The 23,012-nt window shown below is 68.1% G+C and carries 25 protein-coding genes and 1 riboswitch; of the genes, 11 read left to right on the top strand and 14 right to left on the bottom strand.

Annotation, left to right across the window (positions count from 1 at the left end):
- Positions 1-51 precede the first annotated feature (51 nt).
- From ABL843_RS27460 to ABL843_RS27430, 7 genes are all read right to left on the bottom strand, one after another.
- Positions 52-660 carry an N-acetyltransferase family protein gene (locus ABL843_RS27460; protein ID WP_418118015.1) on the bottom strand — a complete coding sequence of 203 codons (609 nt, stop codon included), beginning with the start codon at positions 658-660 and terminating at the stop codon, positions 52-54.
- Complete coding sequence (locus ABL843_RS27455) at positions 657-1,745, bottom strand: alpha/beta fold hydrolase (protein WP_369660723.1); 1,089 nt, start codon at positions 1,743-1,745, stop codon at positions 657-659. Before ABL843_RS27455 ends, ABL843_RS27460 begins: the two co-directional genes overlap by 4 nt.
- Positions 1,742-2,176 carry a hypothetical protein gene (locus ABL843_RS27450; protein ID WP_418118014.1) on the bottom strand — a complete coding sequence of 145 codons (435 nt, stop codon included), beginning with the start codon at positions 2,174-2,176 and terminating at the stop codon, positions 1,742-1,744. Before ABL843_RS27450 ends, ABL843_RS27455 begins: the two co-directional genes overlap by 4 nt.
- 38 nt (positions 2,177-2,214) lie before the next feature.
- Positions 2,215-3,135 carry an alpha/beta fold hydrolase gene (locus tag ABL843_RS27445; protein WP_418118013.1) on the bottom strand — a complete coding sequence of 307 codons (921 nt, stop codon included), beginning with the start codon at positions 3,133-3,135 and terminating at the stop codon, positions 2,215-2,217.
- Positions 3,136-3,154: 19 nt separating this feature from the next.
- Positions 3,155-3,655, bottom strand: a complete 501-nt coding sequence (gene phaP, locus ABL843_RS27440; protein WP_126023703.1) for a TIGR01841 family phasin — start codon at positions 3,653-3,655, stop codon at positions 3,155-3,157.
- Between the two features lie 170 nt (positions 3,656-3,825).
- Positions 3,826-4,476 carry a hypothetical protein gene (locus ABL843_RS27435; protein ID WP_418118012.1) on the bottom strand — a complete coding sequence of 217 codons (651 nt, stop codon included), beginning with the start codon at positions 4,474-4,476 and terminating at the stop codon, positions 3,826-3,828.
- A gap of 160 nt (positions 4,477-4,636) precedes the next feature.
- Positions 4,637-6,703 carry a hypothetical protein gene (locus ABL843_RS27430; protein WP_418118010.1) on the bottom strand — a complete coding sequence of 689 codons (2,067 nt, stop codon included), beginning with the start codon at positions 6,701-6,703 and terminating at the stop codon, positions 4,637-4,639.
- Between the two features lie 171 nt (positions 6,704-6,874).
- A riboswitch (S-adenosyl-L-homocysteine riboswitch) is annotated at positions 6,875-6,943 on the top strand.
- Positions 6,944-7,007: 64 nt separating this feature from the next.
- On the opposite strand from ABL843_RS27430, the gene ahcY reads away from it, so the two are divergent.
- From ahcY to ABL843_RS27410, 4 genes are all read left to right on the top strand, one after another.
- On the top strand, positions 7,008-8,447 hold the full coding sequence (gene ahcY, locus ABL843_RS27425) for an adenosylhomocysteinase (protein WP_126023700.1): 1,440 nt from the start codon (positions 7,008-7,010) through the stop codon (positions 8,445-8,447).
- A 17-nt stretch (positions 8,448-8,464) separates the two neighbouring features.
- Positions 8,465-9,241, top strand: a complete 777-nt coding sequence (locus ABL843_RS27420) for a TlyA family RNA methyltransferase (protein ID WP_418118009.1) — start codon at positions 8,465-8,467, stop codon at positions 9,239-9,241.
- A gap of 10 nt (positions 9,242-9,251) precedes the next feature.
- Complete coding sequence (metF, locus tag ABL843_RS27415; protein ID WP_126023698.1) at positions 9,252-10,076, top strand: methylenetetrahydrofolate reductase [NAD(P)H]; 825 nt, start codon at positions 9,252-9,254, stop codon at positions 10,074-10,076.
- Between the two features lie 62 nt (positions 10,077-10,138).
- Complete coding sequence (locus ABL843_RS27410) at positions 10,139-10,753, top strand: septal ring lytic transglycosylase RlpA family protein (protein WP_184640870.1); 615 nt, start codon at positions 10,139-10,141, stop codon at positions 10,751-10,753.
- A gap of 21 nt (positions 10,754-10,774) precedes the next feature.
- On the opposite strand, the gene ABL843_RS27405 is transcribed toward ABL843_RS27410, so the two are convergent.
- Positions 10,775-11,728: a 23S rRNA (adenine(2030)-N(6))-methyltransferase RlmJ gene (locus ABL843_RS27405; RefSeq protein WP_418118008.1), complete on the bottom strand. Its 954-nt coding sequence runs from the start codon at positions 11,726-11,728 to the stop codon at positions 10,775-10,777.
- Positions 11,729-11,926: 198 nt separating this feature from the next.
- On the opposite strand from ABL843_RS27405, the gene rplM reads away from it, so the two are divergent.
- The 4 genes from rplM to mdtD all read left to right on the top strand — a co-directional run bounded on the left by rplM (position 11,927) and on the right by mdtD (position 14,822).
- Positions 11,927-12,358 carry a 50S ribosomal protein L13 gene (gene rplM / locus ABL843_RS27400; protein WP_019656360.1) on the top strand — a complete coding sequence of 144 codons (432 nt, stop codon included), beginning with the start codon at positions 11,927-11,929 and terminating at the stop codon, positions 12,356-12,358.
- Positions 12,359-12,370: 12 nt separating this feature from the next.
- Positions 12,371-12,763, top strand: coding sequence for a 30S ribosomal protein S9 (rpsI, locus tag ABL843_RS27395; protein ID WP_126023695.1), 393 nt, complete (start codon positions 12,371-12,373; stop codon positions 12,761-12,763).
- Between the two features lie 187 nt (positions 12,764-12,950).
- Positions 12,951-13,316 carry an iron-sulfur cluster insertion protein ErpA gene (erpA, locus tag ABL843_RS27390; RefSeq protein ID WP_019656358.1) on the top strand — a complete coding sequence of 122 codons (366 nt, stop codon included), beginning with the start codon at positions 12,951-12,953 and terminating at the stop codon, positions 13,314-13,316.
- A gap of 78 nt (positions 13,317-13,394) precedes the next feature.
- Entirely contained in the window at positions 13,395-14,822 is a 1,428-nt protein-coding gene (gene mdtD / locus ABL843_RS27385; RefSeq protein ID WP_126023694.1) for a multidrug transporter subunit MdtD, read from the top strand.
- Between the two features lie 5 nt (positions 14,823-14,827).
- Here the strand turns inward: mdtD and ABL843_RS27380 are convergent, their stop codons facing one another.
- Positions 14,828-15,958, bottom strand: a complete 1,131-nt coding sequence (locus ABL843_RS27380; RefSeq protein ID WP_418118007.1) for an anhydro-N-acetylmuramic acid kinase — start codon at positions 15,956-15,958, stop codon at positions 14,828-14,830.
- 10 nt (positions 15,959-15,968) lie between these two features.
- A complete protein-coding gene (locus ABL843_RS27375; RefSeq protein WP_126023692.1) occupies positions 15,969-17,315 on the bottom strand; it encodes a M23 family metallopeptidase in 1,347 nt (448 codons plus the stop codon).
- Between the two features lie 184 nt (positions 17,316-17,499).
- On the opposite strand from ABL843_RS27375, the gene tyrS reads away from it, so the two are divergent.
- Entirely contained in the window at positions 17,500-18,708 is a 1,209-nt protein-coding gene (gene tyrS / locus ABL843_RS27370; RefSeq protein ID WP_184640867.1) for a tyrosine--tRNA ligase, read from the top strand.
- A 40-nt stretch (positions 18,709-18,748) separates the two neighbouring features.
- Here the strand turns inward: tyrS and ABL843_RS27365 are convergent, their stop codons facing one another.
- Both ABL843_RS27365 and ABL843_RS27360 read right to left on the bottom strand, forming a co-directional pair.
- Positions 18,749-19,369 (bottom strand): OmpA family protein, encoded by a 621-nt coding sequence (locus ABL843_RS27365; RefSeq protein WP_369660734.1) that lies wholly within the window; start codon positions 19,367-19,369, stop codon positions 18,749-18,751.
- 11 nt (positions 19,370-19,380) lie between these two features.
- Positions 19,381-19,968 (bottom strand): FecR family protein, encoded by a 588-nt coding sequence (locus tag ABL843_RS27360; protein ID WP_184640865.1) that lies wholly within the window; start codon positions 19,966-19,968, stop codon positions 19,381-19,383.
- Positions 19,969-20,121: 153 nt separating this feature from the next.
- Here ABL843_RS27360 and ABL843_RS27355 point away from each other — a divergent pair, with 153 nt between their 5' ends.
- The gene (locus tag ABL843_RS27355; protein ID WP_369660735.1) at positions 20,122-21,039 is read left to right on the top strand and encodes a cation diffusion facilitator family transporter; all 918 of its coding nucleotides are present in this window, start codon (positions 20,122-20,124) and stop codon (positions 21,037-21,039) included.
- On the top strand, positions 21,036-21,479 hold the full coding sequence (dtd, locus tag ABL843_RS27350; RefSeq protein ID WP_126023687.1) for a D-aminoacyl-tRNA deacylase: 444 nt from the start codon (positions 21,036-21,038) through the stop codon (positions 21,477-21,479). The genes ABL843_RS27355 and dtd overlap by 4 nt, the downstream gene beginning before the upstream one ends.
- A gap of 16 nt (positions 21,480-21,495) precedes the next feature.
- Here dtd and ybeY read toward each other — a convergent pair whose 3' ends face one another.
- Together ybeY and ABL843_RS27340 are read right to left on the bottom strand one after the other, a co-directional pair.
- Positions 21,496-21,963 carry an rRNA maturation RNase YbeY gene (ybeY, locus tag ABL843_RS27345; RefSeq protein WP_418118006.1) on the bottom strand — a complete coding sequence of 156 codons (468 nt, stop codon included), beginning with the start codon at positions 21,961-21,963 and terminating at the stop codon, positions 21,496-21,498.
- Position 21,964: 1 nt separating this feature from the next.
- Positions 21,965-22,912, bottom strand: a complete 948-nt coding sequence (locus ABL843_RS27340; protein ID WP_418118005.1) for a PhoH family protein — start codon at positions 22,910-22,912, stop codon at positions 21,965-21,967.
- Positions 22,913-23,012: the final 100 nt, after the last annotated feature.

The raw sequence follows: 23,012 nt of genomic DNA, 5'->3' as shown, positions 1-23,012 counted from the left end.
TGCGAAAAAGTTGCCTGAAAGCCGATTGAGCGTCGGCTCGTCTCTTCTCTCCTAGACCGCCTCGGTCATCCCATACGCCCGCATCTGCGCCTCGAACCGCGCCACGTCCTGGCTCAGCACCACGATGTCGTGCGCCATACCCTGGCGGTCCTTCACGTGCTTGCCCAGCAGCGCCTCGGGCTTGAAGCCCAGGGCCTGGAAGACGGCGATGGCGCCGCGCTGGTCGACGGTCATGCGGGCGACGAGCTTTTCGGCCCCGCGCTCGATGGCCAGCGCGCAGGCTTCGCGCGCGAGCTTGTGGCCCAGGCCGCTGCCGCGCAGCTCGGGCGCGGCGAGCACGCGCAGTTCGGCGACGTGGCTCGACCAGGAGTGCGGATCGCGGATGACCGCCGCGCAGCCGAGCACGGCCTTCTCGCGCACCGCGAGCACGCTGTCGATGTCGCCGCGCTCGATGGCGCGCACCCAGGCGTTCATCACCTTGGGCTGGGTGATGTCGCGCGGCAAAAAGAGCAGGTCGTGCGCCGGGAGGGCCTGCGCGAAGGCGAGCACGGCATTCGCGTCTTCGGCGGCCATCAGGCGCAGGACGATGTTGCCGTCACTGCTGGTCACGGTACGCGGGTAGGTCCGCGAGAAGGAGTCGGTCACGGTGGTGATGCTCATGTCGATCGCACTCCAAGCCATTCGTCCAGTCTGGGCCACAGCCGGCGCACCGCGTTGGGCCCGGCGGCGAGGCTGACGTGGCCGCCCTTGAGCACCACCTCCTCCTTGTCGGTGGAGCCGACGCCGGCCACGAGCGGCTGCCCGGCCTCGTAGGGAACGATGTGGTCGTGCTGCGCGAGCGCGTGCAGCACCGGCACCCTGATGTTCTTCAGCTGCACCTTCTGCCCGCCGATCACCAGCTCGCCCTTGTGCAGCTTGTTGCCCCACATGAGCTCCTTGACGGTCTGGCGGAAGTACTCGCCGGCCAGCGGCAGCATCTCGTTGCCCCAGCGGTCGAACATGCGGTACGACTTGACGAATTCGTCGTTGTCCATGTTGTCCCACAGCTGCACCATGCCGGCGCTTCGGCCCGCGGGGCGCAGCATGTCGAAGGAGGCGAAGAGCATCTCGGGCGGCACGTTGCCCACGGTGTCGATGAGCCGGTCGACGTCGAAATACCGGCGGTCCGACCACGCGTGGAAGAGCTTCATGCGGTTGAAGTCGATGGGCGTGGTGAAGAGCGCGAGGTTCTTCATCGGCCCGCCGGGGTGCAGCGCGGCATAGAGCGTGGAGAGCACGCCGCCCATGCAGTAGCCCACGAGCGTGACGTCTTCCTCGCCCGAGCGCTCCTGCACGCGGCGGATGGAATCGGGGATGAAGTCGAGCACGTAGTCCTCGATGCGCAGGTACTTCTCCTGCGGGCGCGGCGCGTTCCAGTCCATCATGTAGACGTCGTAGCCCTGCAGCAGCAGATGCTCGACCATGCTCTGGCCGGGCGCGAGGTCGAGGATGTAGCCGCGGTTGGTGGTCGCCATCACGATCAGCAGCGGCACGCGGTAGATCTCGTCGGCCATGGGCCGGTAGTGGTACAGGCTCAGCGTGCCGCGCCGGTGGATCTCGTCCTTGGGCGTCTGGCCGACGGCGGGCGCGGCGGTGGTGAGGAAGTCCAGGCCCTTGAGGTTGCGCTGGATCGCGCGCTCGATCTCGGCGGCCATGTCGACCGCGATGTCGGGCAGGGCGAAGGGCGTGTCGGCGGTGGTGCTCATGCTTGGCGCTTTCCTGCCGGGGGCTTGCGCGTGCGGGGCGGGGTGGCGGGCGCTGCCGCAGGTTCTGCAGGTGCTGCCTTCGGAGGCTGCCGGGTGCGGCGCGGCCCCGGCGCTGCCGCAGCGGAGGAAGCGGGCCCGCCCTCCACGGCGCGGGCAATGCGCGCCAGATGATCGTCGATGCGCTGCAGCTGCTCCCCCAGCACTTGCAGGTCGGCGCGCGTCGGCAGGTTCAGCATCGTCAGGTAGCGCGCCATCAGCTCGCCCAGCGCCTTCTGCGCGGTGAGCGAGGCGTTCATGCCGCCGTGCATGCCCTGGCGGAACGGGTCCGAGGCCATGGTCTCGTTGGCGAACTCGTTGGTGGTTTTTTCCCACTGGGCCGTGAGTTCGCGCCACATGGCCATCGGGTCGAGAGGGGAGAACTTGTTCGTCATGGCGGATGCTCCCTTGTCGCCTTGTTGTTTCTTCTGCTTCAGTCGCCTGGGTGCCGCGCCGTGTGCGCCGCGATGGCGTCGACGATCTGCGGCCACATCGGGATCGGCAACGCATGCCCCATGCCGGGGATGCGCAGCAGCTGCGAGCCCGCTATCGCATCGGCCACGTCGACGCCGCAGGCCACCGGCACCAGCGGGTCGTCGTCGCCGTGGATCACCAGCGTGGGCATGCGCACGTTGCGCAGCGCGGGCTTGCGGTTGCCCGAGGCCAGGATGGCCGCGAGCTGCCGCGCCACGCCGGCCGGGTTGAGCCCGCGCAGGAAGACGAGTTGCGCCTTCTCGGCGTCGCGCGCCTCGTCGAGCGGAAAGCTGCCGGGTCCGCGCAGCACGCGCCACACCTTCGCGTAGTGCGCCTGGTAGGCCGCGAAGGTGGTCGGCGCCGGCGAGAACAGCACTGCCATCGCCTCGGGCGTGGGCGGCGGCAGTCCCGGCGCGCCGGTGCTCGACATGATGCTGGTGAACGACAGCATGCGCTGCGGATGGTGGATGCACAGCTCCTGCCCGATGGCACCGCCCATGGAGGCGCCGACGACGTGCGCCCGCGCGATGCCCAGCGCGTCGAGCAGCCCGACGCAGTCGGCCGCCATGTCGCGCAGGTCGTAGGGCGCTCGCAGCGGCAGCCCGGCCATCGCCTGCGCCATCAGCGCCTGGATGTCGGGCACGCCCAGCAGCGTGAGGTGCGTCGAATGGCCGATGTCGCGGTTGTCGAATCGGATCACGCGGTGCCCGCCGGCCTCGGCGAGCCGGGCGCAGAAGGCGTCGTCCCACGCCACCATCTGCGCGCCGAGGCCCATGACCAGCAGCAGCGGCTCGGCGGCCGGATCGCCGAAGCTGTCCCAGGCCAGTTCGATGCCGTTGGCGCGCGTGCGTTGCTCGACGCGGGGCGGGGCTGCGGTCATGGCCGGGCGCGCAAGCGTATTACTTGCGCTGCAGCATCTTCGTCACTTCGTCCACGTTCGCCTGGATGCGCTGGCGCACCACGTCGAAGGCGTCGGCCTGCGACTTGGCGGCGAGGTTGGCCAGCTCCTTGATGTCGTCGATGGCGCGCTGGAACGACTGGCGGCCGAGCTCGTCGAGCTTGGCGAGGTTTTCCTTCGGGTCCTTGCCGGGCATTTCCTTGGCGGCGGTCTGCCACTCGGAGATGGCGCTCTTGATCATTTCCGTCTGCCGCTGCACGACGGTCTGCAGGCCCTTGTACGACTTCTCGTTGGCCTCCATCAGCGCCGCCAGGTCCTTGCGGCCGCTTTCCAGCAGCTTGCCGGCGCCACCGGTCAGGTTGAGGCTCTGCAGCCGGTCGGCCATGCCCTTCAGCGGATTGAGCATGTCCGCGGCATCGGGCGCCGCCTTCTTCGCGCCGGCGGTGCTGGTGCTGCTGCTGGCGGTGGTCTTCTTGGCGGCGGCTTTCTTGGCAGTGGCCATGGTGCGGAATCTCCTGTGACGGTGGACGTTTGGATGGCGAGGACCAGCCTGACGGCAAAAATCCCTCGCCACGATACGCCGCGCCGGTGCGCCGGAGGTCGCCGCAGCGACAAAAATGCCTGCGGGATTTCCCTTGGGTGCGTGCCCGCGTTCGTTGCCGGCTTCGGGGCCTACATCGGCGGCGCGAAGCCGTTGCGCCCGGCCGTCACGCGCAAGGCCGTGGGCGTACCGTTCTTCTCCTGCGCATTGACCAGCACCCGGGCGCCGGGTACCAGCAGCGCATCGGTGCCGGGTCGGAAGGTGACCACCGGCACGTCGGGCGGCACCACGACGGTTTTCTCTCCACCCTTGTAGGTCAGGTGCAGCTGCTGGCCGCCGCGTACCGACTTCGGCGCCGCGGCCAGGTCGGCGACGGTGGCGTTGGTCATGGTGCTTTCGGGCAGCAGGTCCCATGGGCGATGGCCTTCGCCGGTGCCACGCGCGGCCTCGGGGAACACGACCACTTCGAGCGCCTTCTGCGTGCCGTCGGCCTGCGGCATGGCGGCGGTGCCGATGAAGCTGCCGCGCCTGATGTCCGAAAGCTTGATCGGATAGACCTCGGATACCGACAAGTCGGCCGGGCGCGCGAGCGAGACGACCTCGCCGGTGCGGTCCTGCACGACCAGGGTGTTCGCATCGACGCGCACGAGAGTGCCGCGGATGCGGACGGTGTCGGCGCTCTGGGCGGACGCGATGGCCGGAAGCAGGGCCGCGGTCAGGCTGGCGGCGGTAGCAAGGGCCGAGAGCAAGGTCCTGGGCGTGCTGGAGGAGTGGATCTGCATGTTGGCTTTTCAGGGGAGGGGCTGTGGGCCGGCCAATGTACGTCGCGTCGGCGAAACGTGCAGGCGGCCGTCTTAGGCCTGAATGAGCAATGAAAAAAGGCCGCATGCCACGAGCGCGGCATGCGGCCTTCCTGGCCTTCAGGGCGAAGCGCCCGCGGCGTCAGTCGATCAGGTCGATCTCCATCGTGCCGGCCGTGGCCGGGTTGCGCGAGCCGACCATCGCGAAGAGCTTGCTGCTCTGGCTCGCGAAGTGGTAGTTCGGGCCGATGAAGGTCGCCGCGCGCATGTTGAGCGGACCGTTCGTGCCCATCGAACCCAGCGTCGCGGCGAGCGTGGCGCTAGTGCCGTCGGGCAGCGTCTGCGTGCGCGTGTAGTACGACGCGTCGAGGCCGGTGCTGCCCCATCCGCCGCTGGTGGCGCTGCCGCGCGCGATGACGGTGGGCCATGTGGCGCGTTCGGGCAGGCCGATGCGGAACACCGACCTCGGGGGCGTCGACGCCACATTGCCGGCCGAGAGGTAGATGTTCTCGCTTCCGACGCGCGCGACCGCGAAGGTGCCGTTGTCCGACGGATTGGCCACGTTCACGATGCGCCAGGTGTCCACGGTGGTGCCAGCCGACACGGTGTACGTCAGCACGGATGCGGAAGGACAGTTGTCGATCCGGTAGATCACGTTGTCGTTGCACAGGTAGAGCACGGTGCCGCCGTTGGCGATCTGGATCTGGGTGATCGACGAATCGCCGCCGGTGGCCGTCATGTTGATGCCCAGCCGGTTGTAGGTGCCGTCGAGGGCGCTCTGCGTCTTCACAAGCGCACGCGATGCCACGAAGGGCCGCACGGCGTAGCCCTCGGGCGTGACCTGCGCGACCGCGAACGGGAACGCGCCGACCACCGTGTCCGTCGTGAAGCGGAAGCGCGCCGTGTTCGCGGCGCTCGTGATGCGGCTGCTGTCGAAGATGAAGCTGCCCGCTTCCGTGGTGTCCTCGGCGAAGCTGCCCGAGGCGACGGTGCCGGCGGCATCGGTCATCTCGTAGCGCTTGCTGTCGAGGTTCAGCGCCAGCGTCTGCCGCGAGCCGTTGGTAGCGTAGACCTTGTAGCGGCCGTTGCGCGCGTCGGGCGTGGCGCCGGTGTCGATCAGGTTGAGCTGGATGTAGCCCTGCGTGGCGGTGTTGTTGCGTGCGCCGACCAGCACCGACAGCTCGCCGGCCTGCATCGCGAAGTACTTGCTCGCGCCGGTGAAGTTGACGCCGCGGATGCCCAGGGGCTGGTTCGTGTAGGCCGTGCTGTCCACCGGCATCGTGAGGGTGCCGAAGGTGTCGTCCGTGCCGGTGGAGGTGCGCACCGAGTTGGTGGTGCTGATCAAGTTCGTGCCCCAGCTGCCCGTGGTCGACGAGCCGATGCCGCGCGTGGTCGGCCAGCTCGAAGACTCGGGCAGGCCGATGCGCATGAACTGCTGGGCCGGCGAGACGCTGACGCCGCCGCCGAGGTACACGTTCTGCCCGCCGATGCGCGCCACGCGGAAGTTGGCGACGTCGCTGCTGTTGGCCACGTTGGTCGCGACCCAGGCGTCGTCGACGCCCGGCGTGACGGCGTAGGTGCGCTTCGAGGCGGCGGGGCAGAGCTCGATCTTGTAGATGATCGAGTCGTTGCAGAACTCCAGCACCGTGCCGCTGCCCGACAGGCGCATCGAGAGGATCGTCGAGTCCTGCACGCCGCCGGGGCTGCGCGTGATGCTGAAGCGGTTGTAGGTGCCGTCGATCAGCGCGGCGGTGGTGACGAAGTCGCGCGCCGCCACGAAGGGCTGCGCGGCGTAGGCAGCGGGGCTCGAGTACGCGGTCTGGAACGGGAAGGCGCCGACGATGGTGTCGGTGGTCACGCGAAAGCGCGAGGTGTTGGCCGCGGTGGTGATGCGGCCGCTCGCGAACACGTAGGTGCCGGGCTCGGTGAAGTCTTCGGCGAAAGTGCCGGACTCGGCCGCGCCGAGGTTGTCCGTCATCGTGTAGCTGCCGGCGTCGAAATCGACCGAGAGCTGCTGCTGCGTGCCGTTGGCCGCGTAGACGCGGTAGCTGCCGTTGCGCGCGTCGGGCGTGCCCAGGGTCTTGGCTGCCGCGACCTCGGGTTTCCCGCTGCCGCCCGACGACAGCGAGAGGCCGGAGCCTCCTCCTCCGCCCCCTCCGCAGGCCGCCAGCAAGGCGACCATGCCCCAGCTCGCGAGATACCTCGTCATCCTCTTCCTCATGTCGTGTCCTTTTGTTTTCAAGTGGGCTCGGCAGCAAGCCGGCGGCTCCTGAACCGAACCTGTTGAAATCGTAACCAGAGGTCAATGACATGCCGGGGATGACAAATGCCGGCCAAACCCCGAGCATTGGCGCCCGCTCGTGCCCCGTCTACAATCCGCCGCTCCGAGGAGCGTTGCAGCGCCATCAGGCGTGAGGCTCGGACCACGTCGCAACGACGCTCACCCGCTGTTCTTGCGGTGAGTCTTTTTCCGTACGCAGCGGCATCTTCAAACCAGTTTTGTTGGAGTTCCCATGAGCGCTGTTCTCAAACCCACCCCCGTTTCGACCGCCGACCAGGCGATCGCCGACCTGTCCCTCGCCGCCTGGGGCCGCAAGGAAATCCGCATCGCGGAAACCGAGATGCCCGGCCTGATGGCCATCCGCGAGGAGTTCTCGAAGTCGCAGCCGCTGAAGGGCGCGCGCATCACCGGCTCGCTGCACATGACCATCCAGACGGCCGTGCTGATCGAGACGCTGCAGGCGCTGGGCGCGCAGGTGCGCTGGGCCTCGTGCAACATCTTCTCGACGCAGGACCACGCCGCCGCCGCCATCGCCGAGAAGGGCACGCCGGTGTTCGCGATCAAGGGCGAGTCGCTCAAGGACTACTGGGACTACACCCACGCCATCTTCGACTTCGGCCCCAAGGGCTCGAAGGGCGAAGGCCCGAACATGATCCTGGACGACGGCGGCGACGCCACGCTGCTGATGCACCTGGGCCAGCGCGCCGAGAAGGACCAGAGCGTGCTCGCCAACCCGACCAGCGAGGAAGAGCGCATCCTCTACGCCGCCATCAAGGCCAAGCTGGCCGTCGACGGCACCTGGTACACCCGCAAGTCGGCCGAGATCATCGGCGTGACCGAAGAAACCACCACCGGCGTGCACCGCCTGAACGAAATGTCGGCCAAGGGCACGCTGCTGTTCCGCGCCATCAACGTGAACGACTCGGTCACCAAGAGCAAGTTCGACAACCTGTACGGCTGCCGCGAGTCGCTGGTGGACGGCATCAAGCGCGCCACCGACGTGATGATCGCCGGCAAGATCGCCTGCGTGGCCGGCTACGGCGACGTGGGCAAGGGCTCGGCCCAGGCGCTGCGCGCGCTGTCGGCGCAGGTGTGGGTGACCGAGATCGACCCGATCAACGCCCTGCAGGCCGCCATGGAAGGCTACAAGGTCGTGACGATGGAATACGCCGCCGACAAGGCCGACATCTTCGTGACCACCACCGGCAACCGCGACGTGATCCGCCACGAGCACATGGCCGCCATGAAGGACCAGGCCATCGTCTGCAACATCGGCCACTTCGACAACGAGATCGACGTCGCTTCGATCGAGAAGTACGAGTGGGAAGAGATCAAGCCGCAGGTCGACCACATCAAGTTCCCCGACGGCAAGAAGATCATCCTGCTGGCCAAGGGCCGTCTCGTGAACCTGGGCTGCGGCACGGGCCACCCGAGCTTCGTGATGTCGTCGTCGTTCGCGAACCAGACCATCGCGCAGATCGAGCTGTTCACCAAGCCCGACGCCTACCAGGCCGGCAAGGTCTACGTGCTGCCGAAGCACCTCGACGAGAAGGTCGCGCGCCTGCACCTGAAGAAGGTCGGCGCCATGCTCACCGAGTTGACCGACACGCAGGCCGCCTACATCGGCGTGGACAAGAACGGCCCCTACAAGCCGGACACCTACCGCTACTGAGCGGCGACAGCCAACGCATGCGCGCCGATCAGTTGCTGGTGGAGCGCGGCCTTGCCGCATCGCGTTCGCAGGCCGTGCGGCTCATTGCCGGCGGCTTGCGCTGGCGTGATGCGGGCTCGGGCGACGCGTGGCGCGACGTCGTCAAGAACAAGGACGACGTGCCCGAATCGGCCGAGCTCGAGCTGCTCGACGCGGCGGAAGCGCGCTACGTGTCGCGCGGCGGGCTCAAGCTCGAAGGCGCTCTGGCGGCGAGCGGTATCGACGCCGCCGGCAAGCTGTGCCTCGACGTGGGCCAGTCGACCGGCGGCTTCACCGATTGCCTGCTGCAGCGCGGCGCCGCCAGGGTGGTGGGCGTCGACGTCGGCCACGGGCAGCTGCATGCGCGGCTGCGCGAGGACCAGCGCGTGGTGGCCATCGAGGGCGTCAATGCGCGCGCTCTCTCGGCCGACGATCTGGGCGAGGAGGGCGAGTCGCGCTTCGACCTGGTCGTGGGTGACCTGTCGTTCATCTCTCTCACGCTGGTGTTGCCGGCGGTGGTCGAGTTTCTGGCCGACGAGGGCCGCTTGCTGATGCTGGTCAAGCCGCAGTTCGAACTGCAACCGGGCCAGGTCGGCAAGGGCGGCATCGTGCGAGACGAGGCCATGTACGCGGTGGTCGAGAAGCGCCTGCGCGATGCCTGCGAGGCGCTCGGCCTGCGGGTGCTGCAGTGGTTCGACAGCCCGATCGCCGGTGGCGACGGCAACCGCGAGTTTTTCATTCATGCCGAGCGCGCCGTGCGCGCGAACGGTTCCTAAGGAGACGCAGGTGCGCCTTCCGTTGAGTTTCGAATTCTTCCCGACCAAGACGCCCGAAGGCGCGGTCAAGCTGCGCGCGGTGCGCCAGCAGCTCTATGCGCGCAAGCCGCAGTTCTGCTCGGTCACCTACGGCGCGGGCGGCTCCACGCACCAGGGCACCTTCGGCGCGGTGCAGGAGATCCTGGCCGAGGGCGTGGACGCCGCAAGCCACTTCTCGTGCATCGGCGCCACCCGCGCCACCGTGCGCGAGCAGCTCGCCGAGCTGAAGGCCATGGGCGTCAAGCGCCTGGTGGCCCTGCGCGGCGACCTGCCCAGCGGCTACGGCATCGGTGGCGAGTTCCAGTACGCGAGCGACCTCGTCGGCTTCATCCGCGAGGAGACCGGCCGCGACTTCCACATCGAGGTGGCCTGCTACCCCGAGATCCACCCGCAGGCCCGCTCGCCCGAGGCCGACCTGCAGGCCTTCGCCGCCAAGGTGAAGGCGGGCGCCGATTCGGCGATCACGCAGTACTTCTTCAGCCCCGAGGCGTACTTCCGCTTCGTCGACGACGTGCGCAAGCTCGGGCTCGACACCCCGATCGTGCCGGGCATCATGCCGATCACGAGCTCGACGCAGCTCATGCGCTTCTCCGACGCCTGCGGCGCCGAGATCCCGCGCTGGATCCGCCTGCGGCTGCAGAGCTTCGGCGACGACACGGCGTCGATCAAGGCCTTCGGCCTCGACGTGGTCACCGACCTGTGTGCACGCCTGCAGGAAGGCGGCGCACCGGCGCTGCACTTCTACACGATGAACCAGTCGGCGGCCACGCTGGCTGTGCTGGAGCGCCTCGATTGAGAAGGCGCGCGGGGCTTCGGGCGGCGCTTGCCGCGGCGACCTGCGTTCTCGCGGGATGCGCCATGCCGCCTGCGACCGACGCCGAGGGCAACGCGAAATTGCTGCCCCTGCCTCGCGCCATCGCGGTGCCTCCGGGCGCGGCCGCGCGCTCCAGCGTGCCGGCGGTGCGCTATGACCTCGCTGTCTCGGGCACGGGCGAGCAGGCGCCGGACGACGGCGTGCCCGACGACGGGCCGCGCGAGATCTTCGAGCGCGGCGGCGCCTCGTGGTACGGCATCCAGTTCCACCAGCGCAAGACCGCCAGCGGCGAGCGCTTCGACATGACCGCCATGACGGCGGCGCACAAGACCCTTCCCTTCAACACGCGCGTGTGCGTTCGCAGCCTCGTCAATGGCAGCGAGGTGTTGGTGCGCATCAACGACCGCGGGCCCTATGCGGCAGGCCGGGTGATCGACCTGAGCCGCGCGGCGGCCGACCGCATCGGCCTGACGGGGCTGGGCATCAAGCAGGTGGCGCTGACGGTCGTCGACCGCGACGGCATGCGCTGCGGCGGCTTGCCGGTGGAGGCCGGCGATGCAGCGGCGCCGGCGGCGTCGAGCGAGCCGTCGCAGCAGCGGGCGCGGGCACCGGTTCCGGTTCGGCGCAAGGCGGCGGTACCGCCCCGGCGTCGCAAGTAAAGGTTGGGAGATTCGGCCGGCTCAGCCGCCCGAATCGAGCGAGAAGGCCGCGTTGCGGTCCTGGCCCAGGCGCTCCACCAGCTGCGGCAGTGCGGCCGCCAGCATCGGCTTCAGCGTGTAGGGCGGGTTGATCAGGAACATGCCGCTGGCCGGCAGGCCCGGCCGGTGCGTTTCACCCGAGGCGGCATCTTTCGTGATCTTGCTGGACTTGACCGTCAGCGTGGCGTGCAGCCACGACTTGCCGGCCTTGGTCGCCATCGTCTTGAGCCGCCGCGGCAGGTCATGCGCCTCGGGGCGCGGAATGATCGGATACCAGACTGCGTAGGTGCCGGTGGCGAAGCGCTTGAGCGCCTCGGCCATGAAGTCGAGCACGCGCCCGTAGTCGGTCTTCATCTCGTAGCTGGGGTCCATCAGCACCAGCGCGCGGCGCGACGGCGGCGGCAGGAACTTGGTGGCGCTGCCGAAGCCGTCCTCGCGCAGCACGGCGATCTGGCGGCCGGCCTCCAGCTGGGCGATGTTGGCGTCCAGCGTGCGCGCGTCGGTGGGGTGCAGCTCGAACAGCTTGAGCTTGTCGTGGTCGCGCAGCAGGTGCTGCACGATGAAGGGTGAGCCGGGGTAGACGCGGGCGCCGCCCTTGGGATTGAAGTCGCTGATCACGCTCAGGTAGCGGGCAATGGCGTCGGCCAGCGGGGCTTCGGCTTCGGGTGCTGCCTTTTTGATAGCAGGCTTTGTCGCAGGAGCCGGCGTGGCGGGCTCTTTCTTGTCCGAAAGAAGGCGCAGGACGCCGTCTGCCGCCTCGCCGCTGGTGCCGGCGTAGTCGCCGTCCAGGCGGTAGAGGCCGGCGCCGGCGTGGGTGTCGACGACCGTCAGCGCCGCCTCTTTTTCGAGCAGGTAGTCGAGCGTGGCAATCAGCACCGTGTGCTTGAGCACGTCGGCGTGGTTGCCGGCATGGAAGGCGTGGCGGTAACTGAACATAGGGGGAGGATGGTAACGGTGTTGGGGCTGGATACGGGCGAATTTGCCCGCCCAGGGCCATTCTTCGTATAATCGCGGGCTTCGCAGCGTTTTTGTGGCCCCGCGGCGAAGACTTCGAAACCCACCTAAGAGATTCCCGTCAGAGGAACGCCGACCGTGGAAAAGGGCCCGCCAAACCCTCTTTTCAAGAGAAAACTCATGACCAAAACGTTCAGCGCAAAGCCCGCTGACGTGACGCACGAGTGGTTTGTGATTGACGCGACCGACAAGGTCCTCGGACGAGTAGCCAGCGAAGTTGCTCTCCGTCTGCGCGGCAAACACAAGGCCATTTACACGCCTCACGTCGATACCGGTGACTTCATCGTCATCATCAACGCATCGCAACTGCGCGTCACCGGCGCCAAGTCCATCGACAAGGTGTACTACCGTCACTCGGGCTACCCGGGCGGTATCACGGCGACGAACTTCCGCGACATGCAATCGAAGCACCCGGGCCGCGCCCTGGAAAAGGCTGTCAAGGGCATGCTGCCCAAGGGCCCGCTCGGTTACGCAATGATCAAGAAACTCAAGGTGTACGGTGGTGCTGAGCACCCGCACGCCGCCCAGCAGCCCAAGACGCTGGAAATCTAAGGAGCCTTGAGAATGATTGGTGAATGGAACAATGGCACCGGCCGTCGCAAATCGAGCGTCGCCCGCGTGTTTCTGAAAAAGGGCTCGGGCAAGATCACGGTCAACGGCAAGGACATCCAGGATTTCTTCGGCCGTGAAACCTCGATCATGATCGCGAAGCAACCCCTCGCGCTGACCAACAACCTCGAAACCTTCGACGTGATGGTCAACGTGCACGGCGGCGGCGAATCGGGCCAGGCCGGCGCTACCCGCCACGGCATCACCCGCGCGCTGATCGACTACGACGCAGCGCTGAAGTCGGTGCTGAGCCAGGCTGGCTACGTCACGCGCGATGCACGTGAAGTCGAACGTAAGAAGGTCGGTCTGCACTCCGCCCGTCGCCGCAAGCAGTTCAGCAAGCGCTGATCCGCTTCCTGCGAGCGAACAAGAAGCCGCCTTCGGGCGGCTTTTTCGTTGGAGGCCCCTGGTACCGGGCTGCTCCGACCCCACTTGCAATGGGGTGCGAGCCGGCCATGGCCTGCCGGAATCGCGTCATTGCAGTAGGATTCGTTTCATTGACCGCACATCCGGCCCCCCAAGGAGTTATTAGCCCATGAGCGCCGTAGCCGAAAACATCCAGACCCAGATGCCCGAGCCGATCATCTTCACCGACAGCGCGGCAGCCAAGGTGGCCGACCTGATCGCCGAAGAAGGCAATCCCGACCTCAAGCTGCGCGTGTTCGTGCAGGGTGGCGGCTGCTCCGGCTTCCAGTACGGGTTCACCTTCGACGAGATCACCAACGAAGACGACACCACCATGACCAAGAACGGTGTGTCGCTCCTCATCGATGCCATGAGCTACCAGTACCTGGTCGGCGCAGAGATCGACTACAAGGAAGACCTGCAAGGCGCCCAGTTCGTGATCAAGAACCCGAACGCCACCAGCACCTGCGGCTGTGGGTCGAGTTTCTCGGCCTGATGCCTGGATGCCGCTGACCAGCCTCCCCCCAGAAAGCCGCCTTCGGGCGGCTTTTTCGTTCCCGTTTCCTTTCGCGCCATGACGACTCCCGAGGCTGAGCCCGCCGATCAACCCGTTCGCAGGAGCCTGCTGTGGCTCGTGGCCGTCGGCTTCTTCATGCAGACGCTCGACGCCACCATCATCAACACGGCGCTGCCCGCGATGGCCGCGAGCCTGGGCGAGAGTCCGCTGCGCATGCAGTCGGTGGTGGTGGCCTACGCGCTCACCATGGCGATGCTGATCCCCGCCTCGGGCTGGATCGCCGACCGCTTCGGCACCCGGCGCATCTTCTTTTCGGCCATCGTGCTGTTCGCGCTGGGCTCGGTGCTGTGCGCGCTGTCGCACAGCCTGGGCCAGCTGGTGGCGGCGCGGGTGGTGCAGGGGCTCGGCGGGGCGCTGCTGCTGCCTGTCGGGCGGCTGTCGCTGCTGCGCACGGTGCCGCGCGGGGAGTTTCTCCAGGCGATGAGTTTCGTGGCCATCCCGGGGCTGATCGGCCCCCTGCTGGGCCCCACGCTGGGCGGGTGGCTGGTGCAGTACGCCTCCTGGCACTGGATCTTCCTGATCAACGTGCCCGTGGGGCTGGCCGGTTGCATCGCCACGCTGAAGTACATGCCCGACCTGCGGGGCGCGGCGCTCAAGCGCTTCGACAGCGTGGGCTACGCGATGCTGGCCTTCGGCATGGTGGCGATTTCGCTCGCGCTCGACGGCGTGGGCCTGCGCCAGGGCGGGGTGATGGTGGTGCTGATCTTCGGCTTCGCGAGCATCGCCGGCTACTGGCTGCGCGCCGCGCGCACGCCCGAGCCGCTGTTCGCGCCCTCGCTCTTCCATGTGCCCACGCTCAGCATCGGCCTGATCGGCAACCTGTTCTCGCGGCTGGGCAGCAGCTGCATGCCCTTCCTGGTGCCGCTGCTGCTGCAGGTGTCGATGGGCTACTCGCCGGTACACGCCGGGCTGATGATGCTGCCGATCGCGCTGGCCGGCATGGCCATGAAGCGCTTCGCCACGCCGTTGATCACCCGCCATGGGTACCGCAAGGTGCTGGTGGTCAACACCATCCTCGTCGGCTGCACCATGGCCAGTTTCGGGCTCACGGCGCCGGGCCAGCCGATGGCGCTGCACGTGCTGCAGCTGCTGGCCTTCGGGGCGGTCAATTCGCTGCAGTTCACGGCCATGAACACCATCACGCTGAAGGACATGGACGGCAGCACGGCCAGCAGCGGCAACAGCCTGCTGTCGATGGTGCAGATGCTCGCGATGAGCATGGGCGTGGCCGCCGCGGGCGCGGTGCTGGCGGGCTACAACGGTGTGTTCGGCACCGACACGCCGGCCCACACGCTGGACGCCTTCCAGGCGACTTTTGCGACCATGGGGCTCATCACGATCGCTTCCGCGCTCATCTTCTGGCATCTGCCATCTGAAGTGCGTGCGCCGCACCCGGCGCAACCGGAGGTTTCCGGCCAGGGCTGATCGGGTCAGGCGGGGTAGATCGCGCCCAGCACCCGGGCGCCGCGCGCGCCGGTCACGCTGGCGAGGTTGCCCGGCTCGCGGCGCACCGTTGCGCGGGCAAGCCAGGCGAAGGCGGCGGCCTCGACCTGCAGGGGCGGCAGCCCGTGATCGGTGGAAGCCGCGACCGTCACGCCTGGCAGCAGGGCGCGCATCCGGGCGAGCAGGTGGTCGTTCAGCGCGCCGCCGCCGCAGACGATCAGCAGCTTGCTATCTTTTCCGTAGCTCTTGAGGTCCGCCGCGCAAGCATGCGCGGTCAGTTCGGCCAGCGTGGCCTGTACGTCTTCGTGCGCCATGGTCGCGGTGCCGAGCTGCGCGGCGAGCCAGTCGGGATTGAACAGGTCGCGGCCGGTGCTCTTGGGCGGGGTCCGGGCGAAGTACGGGTCGGCCAGAAGCTGCGCGAGCAGGCCGGGCAGCACCTTTCCACTGGCCGCCCACTGGCCGCCGCGGTCGAAGGGCTGGCCCTGATGGGCCTGGCACCAGTGGTCCATCAGCGCGTTGCCGGGGCCGCAGTCGAAGCCGAGCACCGTGGGCGCGCCTGCCGGCCGGTTGGTGGCCGGCAGCAGGCTCAGGTTGGAAATGCCTCCGATATTCAGCACCGCAACCGTCTCGTCCGGCCTGCCGAACAGCGCGCGGTGGAATGCCGGCACCAACGGTGCGCCTTGGCCGCCGGCCGCGAGGTCGCGGCTGCGGAAGTCGGCCACCACGTCGATGCCGCTCAGCTCGGCCAGCAGCGAGGGATTGTTGATCTGCAGCGTGTAGCCGACTTCGTCGAACTCGAGCGGCCGGTGCCGCACGGTCTGGCCGTGCGCGCCGAGGGCGGTGATCGCGCCGGCATCGGTGCCGCTGTCGGCCAGCAGCTGGGCGACGACGCCGGCGTAGGCGCGGGCCAGGCCGTTGCCGGCCAGTGCCGCGCGGTGGAGTTCGTTGTCGCCCGGCGTGTTCAGCGCCAGCAGCTCGGCGCGCAATGCCACCGGAAACTGGGCTGTGGCGTAGGACTTGACCGCGATGCGGCCGCCCGAAAAGTCGGCGAGCACGCCATCGACGCCGTCGAGCGAGGTGCCCGACATGAGGCCGATGAAAAGCTCCTCGGCCGCCATCGCCGGGAGGTCAGTCGGCGCTGGCCTGGATGACGGAGAAGGCCGCGGCCAGCTCGGTGCGCGCGCCCACGGCAACGCGTTCGAAGGCAGGACGCATGGCAGCGGTGATCGGAGCACCGCCTTCCTGTGCGATGGAGGCTGGGTCCTGGTAGACGCCGCCCACGCGGAATTCGAAGTGCAGGTGCGGGCCGGTGGCCCAGCCGGTGGAGCCCACCGCGCCGACCGTCTGGCCCTGGCTCACCGCTTGGCCGGCCTTGACGTCGATGCGGCTCAGGTGAGCGTATGCCGTCTGCTGGTTGTTGCGGTGGTTGATGATGACGATGTTGCCGTAGCCGTTCTGCGTGCCGGCGAAGTCGACCGTGCCGTCGCCGACCGAGCGCACCGAGGTGCCGGTGGGCGCCGCGTAGTCGATGCCGTTGTGCTGGCGCCAGCTGTTCAGGATCGGATGCATGCGCATCGCGAAGCCACTGGACACGCGCGAGAACTCGACCGGCGTCGCCAGGTAGGCCTTGCGCAGGCTGTCGCCGTTCGGGCGGTAGTAGCTGCCCTTCTGGCCCGCGCCGGGGGGCTGGAACCAGACGGCCTGGTGGATCTTTCCGTTGTTCTCGAACTCGGCCGACAGCACGCGGCCGCTGCGCAGCGCCTGCCCGTCGGCTTCGAAGGTCTCGTACACCACGGCGAAGCGGTCGCCCTTGCGCAGGTTGCGCACGTCGACGTCGCCCGCGAAGATGTCCGCGAGCTGGCTGGCCACTGCGTCGGGGATGCGCGAGTCGTCGGTGGCGGCGAAGAGCGAGGTGCGGATGGTGCCGCTCGCCAGGCGCGTGCCGGGGGTGAGCGAATCGCGCTCGGTGACGCCCGAGAAGCCGGTGGGCGTGCGCTCGATGACGAAGCGCTTGAAGCCGCCGTCGCCGTCGGGAATCCAGCGGGCGCTGAGCTTCTTGAGCTGGTTTTCCTGCGTGGCCTCGGCCGTCACGGTGCGGCCGGCGCGCGAGAAGAGCGCGTTGCGGGCCTCGACGCTGCCGCGCACGAAGGCGGTGGCGGCCGGGTCGGAAATGCCCAGGCGCTTCATGAGCGCATCGGCCGTGTCGCTGGAGCGGGTGACGTCGGTGCGGAAGAGGGTGAAGCTGAAGTTCTCGAGCGATTCGCTCTGGTCGGCGAACGAGACGGGCGCCGTGGCTTCGAGGATCTGGTGGACGGGGAGGTCGGATGCGTCGGGGCCCAGGGAGGCCACCGCGAGGGTGCCGGCGCTCAGCAGCGCGCCCGCGATGATCGCGGTGATCTGCCTGGGGTACGTCCGGAATGTGTAAGCCACGCGGGAAGCGAGAAGCTCCTCGGCGGCAAGGATGCCGTTGATCAAACTATGAATTCCAGCTCAGGTTCTGCAGGTCCGTGCTGCAAGGCCCAGTAACGTTCAGGGCGGCAGGAGACGGTGCGGAAAGAGCGCCGCTTAGAATTCGGCGCTAGAAAAGTCGGGCTGAGTATAGCTTCGGCACCCCAAAAATCAGCTAAAAAAGCCCGTAAAGGCCGATTCTGTTACATCCATGAGCCTCTCGAATAGTGTAGGACGCGCGCTCGAAATCTCCCTCCGGGGCGCCGACGAGCTGCTGCCGCAGGACGAATGGGTGCGCAAGCTCCAGCGCTCCGAAGCCACCGGAACCCCGCTGCGCATCAAGCTGGGCCTGGACCCCACCGCGCCGGACATTCACGTCGGCCATACCGTGGTGCTCAACAAGATGCGCCAGCTGCAGGACCTGGGCCACCGGGTGATCTTCCTGATCGGCGATTTCACCACCACCATCGGCGACCCCTCCGGCCGCAACAGCACCCGCCCGCCGCTCACCCGCGAGCAGATCGAGGCCAACGCCCAGACCTACTACAAGCAGGCCAGCCTGGTGCTGGACCCCGAGAAGACCGAGATCCGCTACAACTCCGAATGGAGCGACCCCCTGGGCGCCCGCGGCATGATCCAGCTGGCCGCCAAGTACACGGTGGCCCGGATGATGGAGCGCGACGATTTCAACAGGCGCTTCAAGGCCGGCCAGTCGATCTCGGTGCACGAATTCCTGTACCCGCTGATGCAGGGCTACGACTCGGTCGCGCTCAAGAGCGACCTGGAGCTGGGCGGCACCGACCAGAAGTTCAACCTGCTCGTCGGCCGCCATCTCCAGCAGGAATACGGCCAGGAACCGCAGTGCATCCTCACTATGCCGCTGCTGGAAGGGCTCGACGGCGTCGAGAAGATGTCCAAGAGCAAGAACAACTACATCGGCATCAGCGAAGACGCCAACACCATGTTCGCCAAGGTGCTGTCGATCTCCGACGACCTGATGTGGCGCTGGTACACCCTGCTGAGCTTCCAGTCGCTGGAGCAGATCGCGGCGCTGAAGGCCGAGGTGGAGGGCGGGCGCAACCCGAAGGACGCCAAGGTCGCGCTGGCCAAGGAAATCACCACCCGCTTCCACAGCGCGGCGGCGGCCGATGCGGCCGAGCAGGACTTCATCAACCGCAGCAAGGGCGGCGTGCCGGACGAGATTCCGGAGGTGTCGCTCTCGGGCGCCCCGCTGGGCATCGCCCAGGTGCTCAAGCAGGCGAACCTCGCGCCCTCGACCTCGGAAGGCAACCGCCTGATCGACGGTGGCGGCGTGCGCATCGATTCCGCCGTGGTCAGCGACAAGGCGCTGAAGCTGCCTGCAGGCAGCTACGTGGTTCAGGTCGGCAAGCGCAAGTTCGCGCGCGTGACCCTGAGCTGATCGCCCTCCGGGGCGACCTGCTCGATCCCTCTATGTCTAATTAGCGGACCTCGATGGTGACGCGCCGGTTGCGCGGCTCGTCCACGTCGTCGGCGGTCTGGATGGCGAGGTCTCGTTCGCCGCGGCCCACGGCCTCGATGCGGTTGGCCGGGAACTGGCGCTCCACGAAGAGCTGTGCCACTTCCTGCGCCCGGCGGCGCGACAGCTCGTCGTTCTGGTCGCCGTTGCCCTTGGTGTCGGTGTGGCCGGTGACCACGATGTCGCCGCCGCTGCGCGCCAGCGCCGCCGCCAGCGCCTCGCTCATGATCTGCTGCGATGCCGCCGTCAGCGTGGTGCCGCCGAGTTCGAAGTACACCGTGTAGCGCTGCGGCGGGGGCGGGCGCATGTCGAACAGCGGCTTGTTCTCCGCCTGCACCTTGGCCGGATCGACGTTGTCGACCACCGGTGCGCCCTTGGCGCCGACCGCGGCCGTGGCGCGCTGGTAGGGCGTGGAGAGCACTTCCTCGCCGTCCTTGGCGCGAACCACCACCGCCGAGGGCCTGCCGTCGGCCTGCGGCAGCAGCACCACACGCGTGCCGGGCGTGGAGCAGGCGGCCAGAAGCGCTGCGGCCAGCGTCGCCGCGAGAAGCGAGGGGAAACGGGAGGATTGGAGTTTCGGCATCTGCGTCTTCATCATGGCTGGCCGTCGGCTTGCACGATGAAGTCGGTGCCGCGTATGCCGATGGTGGCGGTCTGCGTCTCGACCCGAACCGCGTCGGGGTTGGTCTTGCCGATGAGGCCGGTGATCATGCGCATCGAGCCGCGCAGCAGCGACAGCAGGATGCCGCCCTCGCGCGTGGTGCCGTCGAAATGGAATTCCTTGAGATCGAGCCGCGACGAGGGGCCGACCACCAGCGTCGTGTCGTCGCGCAGCACCACGGCGGCGGAGGAGTCGGGGCCGGTCACGATGCGGTCCACGGCGCCCAGCGCGTCACCGGGGCTGGCGGTGCGGGCGGCGCCCGCGCCGTTGAGCAGCTGGACGTTGCCGCGCACCGACTTCACGAAGCCGGCTTGGAGATCTGCCTTGGCAGCGGCAGCGGCAGGCACTGGAGCCGGCACGGCTGCTGCGGGAGCAGGCGCTGCTGGGGCGGGAGCAGGTGCCGGAGCGGGAACAGTCGCGGGGGAGGCCGCGGGTGCGGCCGGCGGCGTCTGGGCCTGCGCCAGCATGGCGGCTCCCGCGATGGCGAGGCCGCCGAGGGCGGTCACGAGGTTTTTCATCATCTGGCTCTCTGCGAATAACAGTTGCGCAACGTTTGCCAAACATTATTAATGCGAAGGCGTTACATATGGACACGAGGCCGATAATTCAGGCTGTTTCTGCGGTCTTTTACCGCTTTTCGCGTTGCTTCCTGCTCCATTCCTGATGGCATTTGCATGATGTTTACCCCTAAGACGCTGCTGCGCGCCTCGATTGCCGTGGCTTTGATCACGATCGCGCTCAAGGGATTGGCCGGCTACATGACGAATTCCATGGGCCTGATCTCGGACGCCATGGAGTCCTTCGTGAACCTCGCGAGCGCCGTCTTCGCGCTGGCCATGGTGACCATCGCCGAGCGGCCGGCCGACGACGGCCACCCCTATGGCCACCACAAGGCCGAATATTTCTCCTCGGGCTTCGAAGGCATCCTGATCGTCGGGGCCGCCGTCGCCATCCTCTGGGTCTCGGTGCAGCGCCTGCTTTCGCCCCAGCCGCTGGAGCAGCTGGGCTGGGGCCTGGCGCTGTCGGTGCTCAGCTCGGGCTTCAACGCGGGGCTGGCCTTCCTGCTGTTCCGCGCGGCGCGCGCCCACCGCTCGATCGCCCTGGAGGCCGACGGCCGCCACCTGATGGCCGACGTCTGGACCTCCGCCGCCGTGCTGGTCGGCATCGTCGGCGTGATGCTCACCGGCTGGCTCTGGCTCGACCCTGTGCTGGCCATCGGCGTCGCGCTGAACATCGCCCGCGAGGGCGTCAAGCTGGTGTGGCGCTCCTCGCAGGGCCTGATGGACAAGGCCCTCGACCCCGAGACCCTCGCCACCGTGCGCGCCACCATCGACGCCTTCGCTACCCGCGTGCCCGAAGGCAGGCGGCTGCGCTTCGACGACATGGTCACGCGCAGCGCCGGCCAGCGCCGCTTTGCCGACCTGCACATGCACGTACCCGGCGACTGGACGCTGCAGCACGCCGCCAGCATGCGCGACGAACTCGAGCAGGCGCTCATGGACGCCGTGCCCGGCCTGCGCGTCACCATCCAGCTGTTGCCCCTGACCATGGAAGCCCGCGCCACCCAGGCCGGCGAACATCACCCCCTATGAAAGCCGTTCTCCAGCGCGTGGCGAATGCCCGCGTAGACATTTCCGGCCGCACCGTCGGCGCCATCGATGCGGGCCTGCTGGTGCTGCTGTGCGCCGAGCGGGGCGACGTCGACGCGCTCGCCGACCGCATGCTCGCCAAGATCCTCAAGCTGCGCATCTTTGCCGACGAGGCCGGCAAGATGAACCGCAGCGTGCAGGACATCGGCGGCGGCCTGCTGGTGGTGAGCCAGTTCACGCTGGCGGCCGATGCGAGCGCCGGCAACCGCCCCAGCTTCATCCAGGCCGCGCCGCCCGACGAAGGCCGGCGCCTCTACGAGTACTTCGTGGCGCAGGCCCGCGCCGCGCACCCGGTGGTGGCCACCGGCGAATTCGGCGCCGACATGCAGGTGCACCTTCTGAACGACGGGCCGGTCACCATCCCGCTGCAGATGACGGCGTAGCGCCGCGGCCTGCCATCTACTTGCCGTACGGGCTGCGGATGCCCAGCCCCGCGAGGATCTCGATCTCGTACGCCTCCATCTCGTCGGCGTCGGCCTCGCTGGTCTCGTGGTCCCAGCCCTGCGCATGCAGCGCGCCGTGCACCAGCAGGTGGGCGTAGTGGTCGGCCAGCGTCTTGCGGTTCTCCTTCGCCTCGCGCGCGACCACCGGCGCGCACAGCACCAGGTCGGCCATCACCAGCGGGCCCTGCGCATAGTCGAATGTGAGCACGTTGGTCGCGTAGTCCTTGCCGCGGAACTCGCGGTTCAGTCGCTGGCCTTCGTCGGCATCGACGATGCGCACCGTGATCTCGCCATCGATGTCGAGTGCATGGCGTATCCAGCGCGTCACGCTGTGGCGCGGCAGCGCGGCGCGATGGCGCTCCACGCCCTTGAAGCGGCCGAACTGCAGCGAAAGCGAAAGCGCCGGGAGCTTCGATGCCGCCATCTCAATGGCCTCCCGCGCGCTTGCGCTGGCCGTCGTAGGCATCGACGATCTTCGCCACCAGCGGATGGCGCACCACGTCCGCGCTGGTGAAGTGCGTCATCGCGATGCCGTTCACCCGCTTGAGCACGCGCTCGGCGTCGATCAGGCCGCTCAACTGGTTCTTGGGCAGGTCGATCTGGCTCACGTCGCCCGTCACCACCGCGCGCGCGCCGAAGCCGATGCGCGTCAGGAACATCTTCATCTGCTCCGGCGTGGTGTTCTGCGCCTCGTCGAGGATCACGAAGGCGTTGTTCAGCGTGCGCCCGCGCATGAAGGCCAGCGGCGCGATCTCCAGCGCGTTGCGCTCGAAGGCCTTCTGCACCTTCTCGAAACCCATCAGGTCGTAGAGCGCGTCGTACAGCGGCCGCAGGTAGGGGTCGACCTTCTGCGTCAGGTCGCCGGGCAGGAAGCCCAGCCGCTCGCCCGCTTCCACCGCCGGGCGCGTCAGCACGATGCGCTGCACTGCCGCACGCTCCAGCGCGTCGACCGCGCAGGCCACAGCCAGGTAGGTCTTGCCGGTGCCGGCCGGGCCGATGCCGAAGGTGATGTCGTGCTTGGCGATGTTGTCGAGGTAGATCGCCTGCGTGGGCGTGCGCGGGCGCAGGTCGCCGCGGCGGGTGACGAGCATCGCCGCGTCCTCGTCGCCTTCGAGCATGCCGCCGTCGCCGGCCAGCGTGAGCTGCACCACCGCAGCGTCGATAGGCCGCTGGGCGATCTCGTACAGCGCCTGCAGCACGTCCATCGCGCGCTGCGCGGGGGCCTTGGGTCCGTCGACCTTGAACTGCTCGTGGCGGTGCGCGATCTTCACGCCCAGCGCGTCCTCGATGCGGCGCAGGTGCGCGTCCAGCGGGCCGCACAGGTGGCTCAGGCGCGAATTGTTCAGGGGGGTAAAGGTGTGTCGCAGAATCACGCAGTATCCATTTCCATCTAATCGGCAGCCCTATGCAAGACCAGCCACGCTCGAAAAAACGCAGTCCAAGGCGGGGAACACCGCGGAACCGGCTTTGCCG

Source organism: Variovorax sp. 350MFTsu5.1 (assembly GCF_048302515.1).
Taxonomy (GTDB): Bacteria; Pseudomonadota; Gammaproteobacteria; order Burkholderiales; family Burkholderiaceae_C; genus Variovorax; species Variovorax guangxiensis.
The sequence above is the reverse complement of the archived record's forward strand: the minus strand, read 5'-3'. Positions and strand labels throughout refer to the sequence as shown.

Bases quoted from the DNA above. Each gene is read 5' to 3' on its own strand.
- ABL843_RS27360 (WP_184640865.1), bottom strand. From the start codon at position 19,968: ATGATGAAAAACCTCGTGACCGCCCTCGGCGGCCTCGCCATCGCGGGA.
- ahcY (WP_126023700.1), top strand. From the start codon at position 7,008: ATGAGCGCTGTTCTCAAACCCACCCCCGTTTCGACCGCCGACCAGGCG.
- ABL843_RS27445 (WP_418118013.1), bottom strand. From the start codon at position 3,135: ATGACCGCAGCCCCGCCCCGCGTCGAGCAACGCACGCGCGCCAACGGC.
- ABL843_RS27430 (WP_418118010.1), bottom strand. From the start codon at position 6,703: ATGACGAGGTATCTCGCGAGCTGGGGCATGGTCGCCTTGCTGGCGGCC.
- ABL843_RS27450 (WP_418118014.1), bottom strand. From the start codon at position 2,176: ATGACGAACAAGTTCTCCCCTCTCGACCCGATGGCCATGTGGCGCGAA.
- ABL843_RS27405 (WP_418118008.1), bottom strand. From the start codon at position 11,728: ATGTTCAGTTACCGCCACGCCTTCCATGCCGGCAACCACGCCGACGTG.
- dtd (WP_126023687.1), top strand. From the start codon at position 21,036: ATGAAAGCCGTTCTCCAGCGCGTGGCGAATGCCCGCGTAGACATTTCC.
- ABL843_RS27455 (WP_369660723.1), bottom strand. From the start codon at position 1,745: ATGAGCACCACCGCCGACACGCCCTTCGCCCTGCCCGACATCGCGGTC.
- ABL843_RS27355 (WP_369660735.1), top strand. From the start codon at position 20,122: ATGATGTTTACCCCTAAGACGCTGCTGCGCGCCTCGATTGCCGTGGCT.
- ABL843_RS27380 (WP_418118007.1), bottom strand. From the start codon at position 15,958: ATGGCGGCCGAGGAGCTTTTCATCGGCCTCATGTCGGGCACCTCGCTC.
- ybeY (WP_418118006.1), bottom strand. From the start codon at position 21,963: ATGGCGGCATCGAAGCTCCCGGCGCTTTCGCTTTCGCTGCAGTTCGGC.
- ABL843_RS27460 (WP_418118015.1), bottom strand. From the start codon at position 660: ATGAGCATCACCACCGTGACCGACTCCTTCTCGCGGACCTACCCGCGT.
- ABL843_RS27420 (WP_418118009.1), top strand. From the start codon at position 8,465: ATGCGCGCCGATCAGTTGCTGGTGGAGCGCGGCCTTGCCGCATCGCGT.
- mdtD (WP_126023694.1), top strand. From the start codon at position 13,395: ATGACGACTCCCGAGGCTGAGCCCGCCGATCAACCCGTTCGCAGGAGC.
- rpsI (WP_126023695.1), top strand. From the start codon at position 12,371: ATGATTGGTGAATGGAACAATGGCACCGGCCGTCGCAAATCGAGCGTC.
- tyrS (WP_184640867.1), top strand. From the start codon at position 17,500: ATGAGCCTCTCGAATAGTGTAGGACGCGCGCTCGAAATCTCCCTCCGG.
- rplM (WP_019656360.1), top strand. From the start codon at position 11,927: ATGACCAAAACGTTCAGCGCAAAGCCCGCTGACGTGACGCACGAGTGG.
- ABL843_RS27365 (WP_369660734.1), bottom strand. From the start codon at position 19,369: ATGCCGAAACTCCAATCCTCCCGTTTCCCCTCGCTTCTCGCGGCGACG.
- ABL843_RS27435 (WP_418118012.1), bottom strand. From the start codon at position 4,476: ATGCAGATCCACTCCTCCAGCACGCCCAGGACCTTGCTCTCGGCCCTT.
- phaP (WP_126023703.1), bottom strand. From the start codon at position 3,655: ATGGCCACTGCCAAGAAAGCCGCCGCCAAGAAGACCACCGCCAGCAGC.
- ABL843_RS27410 (WP_184640870.1), top strand. From the start codon at position 10,139: ATGCCGCCTGCGACCGACGCCGAGGGCAACGCGAAATTGCTGCCCCTG.
- erpA (WP_019656358.1), top strand. From the start codon at position 12,951: ATGAGCGCCGTAGCCGAAAACATCCAGACCCAGATGCCCGAGCCGATC.